At 61.3% G+C, this 6,890-nt stretch carries 8 protein-coding genes and 1 pseudogene; 5 read left to right on the top strand and 4 right to left on the bottom strand.

Going from position 1 to position 6,890, the window contains the following annotated elements; all coding sequences use genetic code 11:
- Together EN964_RS19535 and EN964_RS19540 are read right to left on the bottom strand one after the other, a co-directional pair.
- The coding region (locus EN964_RS19535; protein WP_127276644.1) for a DUF4893 domain-containing protein at positions 1-273 on the bottom strand (273 nt) is incomplete at its 3' end.
- A gap of 114 nt (positions 274-387) precedes the next feature.
- On the bottom strand, positions 388-1,017 hold the full coding sequence (locus EN964_RS19540; protein ID WP_127271741.1) for a DUF1638 domain-containing protein: 630 nt from the start codon (positions 1,015-1,017) through the stop codon (positions 388-390).
- 64 nt (positions 1,018-1,081) lie between these two features.
- Between EN964_RS19540 and EN964_RS19545 the strand changes: the two genes are divergently transcribed.
- The gene (locus tag EN964_RS19545) at positions 1,082-1,222 is read left to right on the top strand and encodes an entericidin A/B family lipoprotein (protein WP_023812312.1); all 141 of its coding nucleotides are present in this window, start codon (positions 1,082-1,084) and stop codon (positions 1,220-1,222) included.
- A gap of 82 nt (positions 1,223-1,304) precedes the next feature.
- On the opposite strand, the gene EN964_RS19550 is transcribed toward EN964_RS19545, so the two are convergent.
- Positions 1,305-2,003 (bottom strand): B12-binding domain-containing protein, encoded by a 699-nt coding sequence (locus EN964_RS19550; RefSeq protein WP_027029468.1) that lies wholly within the window; start codon positions 2,001-2,003, stop codon positions 1,305-1,307.
- 272 nt (positions 2,004-2,275) lie between these two features.
- Between EN964_RS19550 and EN964_RS19555 the strand changes: the two genes are divergently transcribed.
- On the top strand, positions 2,276-3,850 hold the full coding sequence (locus tag EN964_RS19555) for a trimethylamine methyltransferase family protein (RefSeq protein WP_024501311.1): 1,575 nt from the start codon (positions 2,276-2,278) through the stop codon (positions 3,848-3,850).
- A gap of 89 nt (positions 3,851-3,939) precedes the next feature.
- Entirely contained in the window at positions 3,940-4,635 is a 696-nt protein-coding gene (locus EN964_RS19560; RefSeq protein WP_127267733.1) for a 4Fe-4S dicluster domain-containing protein, read from the top strand.
- Between the two features lie 54 nt (positions 4,636-4,689).
- Here EN964_RS19560 and EN964_RS19565 read toward each other — a convergent pair whose 3' ends face one another.
- On the bottom strand, positions 4,690-4,962 hold the full coding sequence (locus EN964_RS19565) for a hypothetical protein (RefSeq protein ID WP_127267734.1): 273 nt from the start codon (positions 4,960-4,962) through the stop codon (positions 4,690-4,692).
- Positions 4,963-5,465: 503 nt separating this feature from the next.
- Between EN964_RS19565 and EN964_RS19570 the strand changes: the two genes are divergently transcribed.
- Positions 5,466-6,143 carry a FadR/GntR family transcriptional regulator gene (locus EN964_RS19570; protein WP_127276646.1) on the top strand — a complete coding sequence of 226 codons (678 nt, stop codon included), beginning with the start codon at positions 5,466-5,468 and terminating at the stop codon, positions 6,141-6,143.
- A pseudogene (locus tag EN964_RS19575) lies at positions 6,140-6,890 on the top strand (MFS transporter); the annotation flags it as partial. The gene EN964_RS19570 and the pseudogene EN964_RS19575, both read left to right, overlap by 4 nt.

Below are 6,890 nucleotides of genomic sequence, written 5' to 3' on the forward strand. Positions count from 1 at the left end.
CCCGCCGGCCTTGATGGTGCGGCACCGCCAACTGCCGGTCAGGTCCTTGTCGGAAAAGGCCACCAGCGGTTTTGCCAGCAAGGCGTCGAGTTGCTTGACCTCGGCCGCATCTCCAGCTTTCGCCTCGGCAAGCGCCGCCTTGCGCGTCTCGCCATAATTGTCGAGCCGCTTCTTGTCGGCCGGGGTGATGAGTTTCTGTACCTCGCCATCGGCATGAGCGGGCAGGGCGAAACAGAGGAGACCGAGTGCGGCTATCAAGAGGCGAGGGGTCATCAGTGTGTTTCCACGTTCGAATGGCTGGAGGGCCTGTTGCCTTGTGGCGCACAACTTACCCGTTCTCGGCGGCCTGTCACCCAGGGTTAGAGCATGGCGGGGTCAGGAATTGCTTCAGGCGTGTGCTGCCGCCTGCGCCATTCCGGCCGTCAGGTCGCCATAGCCGGTTGCGCGGCGTTCATAGACGAGACCAAGCATTCTGGCTGCCTTTTCGGCGACCTTGTCGAGTTCCGGATCATTGGTCTGGGCCAGATAGATCAGCTTCTCGTAGTTGCCGAAATAGTCCTTGATCAACTCCGGGTGCTTGTCGAGGCCGAGCGGTTTCATGAAGAAGGCGTCGAACTGCCGGCAGAGGAAGTCGGTCATGTAGAAGGACATCATGTCGTCGTCGGCGACTTTCGCATAGGCCTCCATGCCTTGATAGAAGGCAAAGCAGTGCGGGCCCGCCATGCGCTCGACGCCGTGCTTCTCGCAGATGCGGTCGAGCAGGCCGCCGGTGCCGCAGTCGGCATAGCCGACGAAGATGTTGCTGTAGCCTTCGGCCTTGGCCTTTTCGATTGCCTTGTCCATGGCCGGGGCGATGCGGTCCGGATAGAAATGGAATTCTGCCGGCAGGCAGGTCAGGTCGAGGTGATCCAGTCCGAGCTGTTCCTTGACGGCCAGAATTTCGCGCGCAATCATCCCACAGGCGATAACGAGCAGCTTGTCGTCTTGATTCGGTTTCGTTTTTTGCGTCTTGGCCATGGAACCCGTCGAGCCGGCCTTCGTTGCTGTAGCGCTAATTTATCTATTGAGGGAGACACCGTCCATGAAACTGCTACGCATCACGCCAATTGCCATCTTGACCTGCGCCCTGGCCCTCACGGCTTGTGCGAACACCGTCCGAGGCGTCGGCAAGGACGTCAAATCAACCGCCAATGCGGTCGAGGACACCGTCAACAATCCCTGATCCGCGCCCGTACTTCTTCATCTGGGAACAAAAAAGCCGCGCTGCAAGGCGCGGCTTCCTGTTGTCCGGCCGAAATGACCAATCAGGCCGAAGCGCGCACATTGTGCTTGCGCTTCATGAAGTCCTTGGCGGTCTCGACCGCCACTGCCGCGTCGCGGCAATAGGCATCGGCGCCGACGGCCTTGCCGAATTCCTCGTTCAGCGGCGCGCCGCCGACCAGCACGACATAATCGTCGCGGATGCCCTTTTCCTTCATCGTGTCGATGACGACCTTCATATAGGGCATGGTCGTGGTCAGCAGTGCCGACATGCCGATGATGTCGGGCTGGTGCTGTTCGATCGCATCGAGATATTTCTCGACCGCATTGTTGATGCCGAGATCGATGACGTCGAAACCAGCACCTTCCATCATCATGCCGACGAGGTTCTTGCCGATGTCGTGGATGTCGCCCTTGACGGTGCCGATGACCATCTTGCCCTGCTTCGGCGCGCCGGTGGCGGCGAGCAGCGGACGCAGGATGAACATGCCGGCCTTCATCGCATTGGCCGACAGCAGCACTTCGGGAACGAACAGGATGCCGTCGCGAAAATCCTCGCCGACGATGCGCATGCCTTCGACCAGCGCTTCCGTCAGCACCTTGTAGGGCACCCAGCCGCGCTCGAGCAGGATGTTGGTGCCTTCCTCGATCTCTTCCTTCAGCCCGTCATAGAGATCGTCGTGCATCTGCTGCACCAACTCGTCGTCGGAAAGTTCGGAAAGGATGATCTCGTCGTCGGACATTTGTATCGAGCTCCTGCCGGCATCGCGACCATGTCGCAAGGCACACATCTTCGCGTTCATACCTAACCCGCTGAGGGCATGTATCCATAGCTGATTTGCGACTTCCCGCAAAAGGAAAGCGACCGTAACTCTCTTGGAATTCTTGTCGATTTTGCGACAGGCGTTGGCGCTGGCGGGCCGTTTCGAATAGGGTGCATGGCTACGATCTGGCAAGAAGCGGCGAGGCAGCCGCTATGGATTCCAGACAAGAACAGTTTCAGGGAAGAACCACCATGAGCGAACACGCGGCAGTCGATCAGGAAGCGTCAAACGCGCGACGTGGGCGTGGCGCCAGTGGCGGGGCAGCAGCCCGGCGGGCAGCACGTTCAGGCGGTGGCCCGGGCACGCAGCTCACCTACATCAAGCGCAAGATCAACGTTTATGAGGTGCTGGACGAGGAAGGCCTGGCGCTGATCGAGAAGAACACCGATACGGTGCTCGAGGAGATCGGCATCATCTTCCGCGACGACGCGGAGGCGTTGCAACTGTGGAAAGAGGCCGGCGCCGACGTCAAGGGCGAGCGCGTGCACTTTCCGAAGGGGCTGTGCCGTTCGCTGCTCAAGACCGCGCCGTCCGTCTACACCCAGCACGCCCGCAATTCCGAGCGTTCGGTGCAGATCGGCGGCAATGCCACCGTTTTCGCGCCGGTCTACGGTCCGCCCTTCGTGCGTGACCTCGATGGCGTCAGGCGTTACGCGACGATCGAGGATTTCCAGAATTTCGTGAAGCTCGCCTATATGGCGCCGTCGATCCACCATTCGGGCGGCACGGTGTGCGAGCCGGTCGATGTGCCGGTCAACAAGCGCCACCTCGACATGATCTACAGCCACATCAAATATTCCGACAAGCCGTTCATGGGCTCGGTGACCGCGCCGGAACGCGCCGAAGACACCGTCGCCATGGCCAAGATCGTGTTCGGCGACGATTTCGTCGAGAACAACACGGTGCTGACCAGTCTGATCAACGCCAACTCGCCGATGGTGTTCGACGAGACCATGCTCGGCGCTTTGAAAGTCTATGCGCGCCACAACCAGGCTTGCATCGTCACGCCGTTCATCCTTGCCGGCGCGATGAGCCCGGTGACGGTGGCCGGCACGCTGACGCAGGTCCTGGCCGAAGTGCTGGCCGGCGCCTCGTTCACGCAGCTGATCCGGCCGGGCGCGCCGGTGCTGTTCGGCACCTTCGCTTCGTCGATCTCGATGCAGTCGGGCGCGCCGACCTTCGGCACGCCGGAGCCGTCGCTGGTGTCTTATGGCGCCGCACAGCTGGCGCGCCGTCTCGGCCTGCCGTTCCGTACCGGCGGTTCGCTCTGCGCGTCGAAGGTTCCGGATGCTCAGGCGGCCTATGAAAGCGCCAACACGCTGAACTCGACCATCCTGGCCGGCACTAATTTCGTGCTGCATTCGGCTGGCTGGCTCGAGGGCGGGCTGGCGTCCTGCTATGAAAAATTCATGATGGACATCGACCAGCTCGGCATGACGCAGAAGTTTTCCGAGGGTGTCGACCTGTCGGAAAACGGCCAGGCGATGGACGCCATCCGCCAGGTCGGCCCCGGCAGCCACTATCTCGGCTGCGACCACACCCAGGCCAATTTCCAGACCGCCTTCTACCGCTCCAACATCGCCGACAACAATTCCTACGAGCAGTGGCTGGCCGAAGGCGAGAAGACAGCGCCGCAGCGCGCCAACGAGCTTGCCCGCCGCTGGCTGGAAAGCTACGAGGCGCCGCATCTCGATCCGAGCATCGACGAAGCGTTGAAGGACTTCATCGCCAAGAAGAAGGGGTCGATGCCCGACGCCTTCACTTGAAAGGAGCCCGAATCAGGCGGGGCTAAAGTCGCCAACATCATCCACAAGGAAGTCTGGCGGAGCGCGTTCTCCGATCCGGTCAAGAAGGAATGATTGCGCGTCGCGGCATGATCGAGGAGATCACGGCCGCGCTTGGCGCCAACGGCCTCATCCTGCGCGGCGGCTTTGTGTTCCCTGGCGACGAGGATGCTCCACATGGCACCTCGGGCGCGCCAGCAAGGTCCGTGCTGCTGGTGGGGCAGGCGGGGGCGGCACCTTGGCCGCATTTCCTGCGCTGGCGCGAAAACCAGCCACGGACAATCGCCGATCCGCTCGACAACTGGTCGCGGCAGGTCATTGGCGCCGTGGCCAATGAATTCCAAGCCCGTGCGGTTTCGCCTTCCGACAAACCCTATCTTCCGTTCCAGCAATGGGCGATGCGGGCCGAGGGTTTAAAACCGTCGCCGCTCGGCATCCTCATGCATCCGCAATACGGGCTTTGGCATGCCTATCGCGGTGCGCTGCTGTTCGAGGACGAGATCGCGCTTCCGGAGCAGGGCAAGGCGATCCACCTTTGCGACACCTGTGTCGAGAAACCTTGCCTGAGATACTGTCCGGTCGATGCCTATTCCACGGAAGGATTCGCCTACCAGTCCTGTCTGGCGCATGTGCGAGGAGCGAAGGGCGAGCCGTGCCGCAGCGGCGGCTGCCTTGACCGCAATGCCTGCCCCTATGGCATCGCCTATCGCTATCCGGCTGAGATCCAGGCGTTTCACATGGCAAGCTTTGCGTCAGCCGCCGACTGATCGGCGCCATAGCTTGGTGAGTTTCTATCTCATGGTAGTGAGTCAGTTTGAAATCTAAGCTTTGAATATCTCAGCTAGGAGTTCGATAGCCCGCTCCTGAGTCAACTCTGGATCCCAAGGATCGGATACAGAGATTGCCTCACGCTGGCGATCATCAATCTTAGGTCCCAACACCTGATAATATACATCGCGAATAATCGGGAGGAATTTGGCCTGGAATTGATTGAGTTCGGCCTTGCTCCGCTCTTGATGGAGAAAACTGACGGCGTGAGCCAATAGGAACTCTAACTTGGCGAATTCGGTAGGATCGAAATCATAGCTCTTCATGGCGGCGGCATAGCATATTGAAGTCAAGCTGTCCGCTTCTTGTAAGGGCCGCGCAGCACCGGCTTCTCAATTTCCTTCACTTCGATCAGCGCAACAATGTCACCAATCTCGCAAAGCTTTCATGATAGGGCGTCTGGGTGCATTGATTTAGTACCGGAAAATGTTCGCGGCTTTAGCGAGCATCCATCATGCCCTTCGATGTGTTCGAAATGAGCGCGCATCCCATTGTTACTTTCGCGGTGAGCGCGAACAGCACCATGACACTCGGGGCAGCGCTTTGGCAGGTCCGGGTTAAGACCAAGAGCTTGCTCAACGTGCAAGGGCGCCCAACCGTTTCGTGTCTTAGTTTCGGATGTGTCATCCATGCCTGAATTATCGCATTCAACGCCGGCCATTCAAAGGCTGAATTTCAGACTGACCCACTACCATCTCGATCAGTAGCTTGACGGCAGCCAGGAGTAGGCCTATTCATCAAGTCATCTGATGACTTGATGAATAGGTCGATGCAACCTGCTATCCGAACCAATCTCACCGACAGCGCCACCGAGAGCCTGCGCGCTGAAATCGTCAGCGGCCGCTGGGGCGTCGGCGAGCGTATCCCCAACGAGGCAGCTCTGACCAACCTTCTGTCGGTCAGCCGCGGCACGGTGCGCGAGGCGGTGCGGGTGCTGGTCTCGCAGGGATTGCTGGATACGCGCCAGGGCTCGGGCACCTATGTGCGCTCCGCCGTCGATACCTCTGCCGCGCTCGACCGGGTCAAGCGCAGCGGCCTGCGCGATCAGTGGGAGGCGCGGGCAGCGCTGGACCTCGAAGCCGCGAGGCTCGCCGCCTTGCGCCACACGCCAGCCGACCTCGATCGGATGCGGCAATTGCTTGCCGCGCGCGGCACTGTCGCCGAAGGCGGAAGCGAAGCCTTCATCCGGCGCGATCTCGCCTTCCACAAATCGGGTGTCGCGGCGTCCGGCAACAGGGCGATGATGGAGCTCTACGACTTCTTCACCGCTGCCATCACCGAGACCATCCATGCCACCATCGACGGCGATCTGCCCGAGCCGGACCACCAGGCGCATGCGGCAATCGTCGACGCCATTGCCGCGAGCGATCCCGAGCGCGCCGTTGCCGCCGTCCGAGCCTTCATGGCGCCGGTGCTTGCCCAACTTGAAAGACTGCTTTCGCAATGAACCAGAGTTTTCGTCAGCCTGATCCGAAGGCCGAGGTCGAGGGTCTGGAACTCATCGGTGCCGAGGCCGACAGCCTGCCCATGCCGCAGCCGCCTGAACTGCGCAGCCGTGCGGCGCGCATCGTGCTTGGCGCGAGCCTTGTGCTGATCGCCTTCAGTCTGCGGCCGCTGTTTTCGAGCCTGTCGGTGCTGTTGCCCGAGGTGATGCAGGCAACCGGGCTGTCGACAACGGGCGCCAGCCTGCTGACGACGCTGCCCGTCCTGTGCCTCGGCCTGTTCGCGCCCTTCGCGCCAAGGCTTGCGCAGCGCTATGGAGCCGAGCGCACTTTGCTCGGGGCGCTCGCCTTGCTGGTGCTGGGAACCGGCCTGCGCTGGTTCGGTACGGTTCCTCTGCTGTTTGTCGCGACTTTCCTGGCCGGCGGCGCCATTGCCATCGGCAATGTGCTGCTGCCGGGCCTGGTGAAGCGCGATTTCGCCGACAGGGCCGCCGTCATGACCGGGCTCTACACCATGGCGCTCTGCGCCGGCTCGGCCGCCGCCGCCGGCTGCCCAGCGCCTGCGGAATCCAGATCAGCAACACAATCAGGGTCGGCACCGCCCAGGCAGCAAGTGCTCCGGACCATGAACCGGTGACAAAATGCTCGATCGGCAGCGTGAAGCCGGCGGCAAGTGAGCCATCAAGGCTTTCGCGTCGTCGGGCTTTGGCGCGATCGCCTGGCCTGGCAGGTGACGCTGTTCATGGGGCTGC

Source organism: Mesorhizobium sp. M7A.F.Ca.CA.001.10.2.1 (assembly GCF_003998575.1).
Taxonomy (GTDB): Bacteria; Pseudomonadota; Alphaproteobacteria; order Rhizobiales; family Rhizobiaceae; genus Mesorhizobium.

Bases quoted from the DNA above. Each gene is read 5' to 3' on its own strand.
- EN964_RS19540 (WP_127271741.1), bottom strand. From the start codon at position 1,017: ATGGCCAAGACGCAAAAAACGAAACCGAATCAAGACGACAAGCTGCTC.
- EN964_RS19545 (WP_023812312.1), top strand. From the start codon at position 1,082: ATGAAACTGCTACGCATCACGCCAATTGCCATCTTGACCTGCGCCCTG.
- EN964_RS19550 (WP_027029468.1), bottom strand. From the start codon at position 2,003: ATGTCCGACGACGAGATCATCCTTTCCGAACTTTCCGACGACGAGTTG.
- EN964_RS19555 (WP_024501311.1), top strand. From the start codon at position 2,276: ATGAGCGAACACGCGGCAGTCGATCAGGAAGCGTCAAACGCGCGACGT.
- EN964_RS19560 (WP_127267733.1), top strand. From the start codon at position 3,940: ATGATTGCGCGTCGCGGCATGATCGAGGAGATCACGGCCGCGCTTGGC.
- EN964_RS19565 (WP_127267734.1), bottom strand. From the start codon at position 4,962: ATGAAGAGCTATGATTTCGATCCTACCGAATTCGCCAAGTTAGAGTTC.
- EN964_RS19570 (WP_127276646.1), top strand. From the start codon at position 5,466: ATGCAACCTGCTATCCGAACCAATCTCACCGACAGCGCCACCGAGAGC.